Source organism: Pseudomonas persica (genome assembly GCF_900291015.1).
Classification (GTDB): Bacteria; Pseudomonadota; Gammaproteobacteria; order Pseudomonadales; family Pseudomonadaceae; genus Aquipseudomonas.
Map to the genome: position 1 here is coordinate 1 of NZ_OLKL01000238.1, position 256 is coordinate 256.

At 60.9% G+C, this 256-nt stretch carries 1 protein-coding gene; it reads right to left on the reverse strand.

From position 1 onward, the window contains the following. A partial coding sequence (locus tag FQ664_RS26420; RefSeq protein ID WP_144175938.1) for a POT-type proton-dependent oligopeptide transporter occupies positions 1-256 on the reverse strand: 256 nt, incomplete at both ends.

Sequence of the window (256 nt, forward strand, 5' to 3'; positions counted from 1 at the left end):
GTACTCGGTCAGCACCGGAGCGATCATCGCGCCGATGTTGATGCCCATGTAGAAGATGGTGAAGCCCGAGTCGCGGCGTTCGTCCTTCAGGCCGTACAGCTTGCCGACCATGGTCGAGATGTTGGGCTTGAACAGACCGTTGCCGACGATGATGGTGGCCAGGCCGAGCTTGAAGATGTGCTCCTGCGGCAGCGAGATCATGAACAGGCCGACGGCCATGATGATCGCGCCGGTCAGGATCGAGCGCTGGTAACCC